The sequence below is a fragment of the Bacillus sp. AFS012607 genome, assembly GCF_002558005.1.
Taxonomy (GTDB): Bacteria; Bacillota; Bacilli; order Bacillales; family Bacillaceae_G; genus Bacillus_A; species Bacillus_A thuringiensis_S.
In genome coordinates, this window is record NZ_NTVM01000082.1 from 1 (window position 1) to 295 (window position 295).

A 295-nucleotide genomic window follows, 5' to 3' on the forward strand; every position below is an offset into this window, starting at 1 on the left:
GCTACAGCAATTCCTGAAATAATTCCTCCTCCACCAATAGGTACAATAACAGTATCAACATCCCACATATCATCCAGAATATCTAACCCAATTGTCCCTTGGCCAGCCATTACTTCTACATCATCATATGGATGTAGGTATGTTTCGCCTGTTTCTTTTATAATCTCTTCACACTTCGCTTTTGCATCATCAAACGTATCACCGTATAAAATAACTTCAGAACCATATCCTCTCGTCGCATCCACTTTAGCTTGCGGTGCAGAGGTTGGCATCACAATTTTACTTTTGATTCCTA

At 39.7% G+C, this 295-nt stretch carries 1 protein-coding gene; it reads right to left on the reverse strand.

The window, feature by feature from the left end:
* Positions 1 to 295, reverse strand: a 295-nt coding sequence (locus CN409_RS30820) for a pyridoxal-phosphate dependent enzyme (protein ID WP_141527758.1), incomplete at both ends; no start/stop codon positions are given.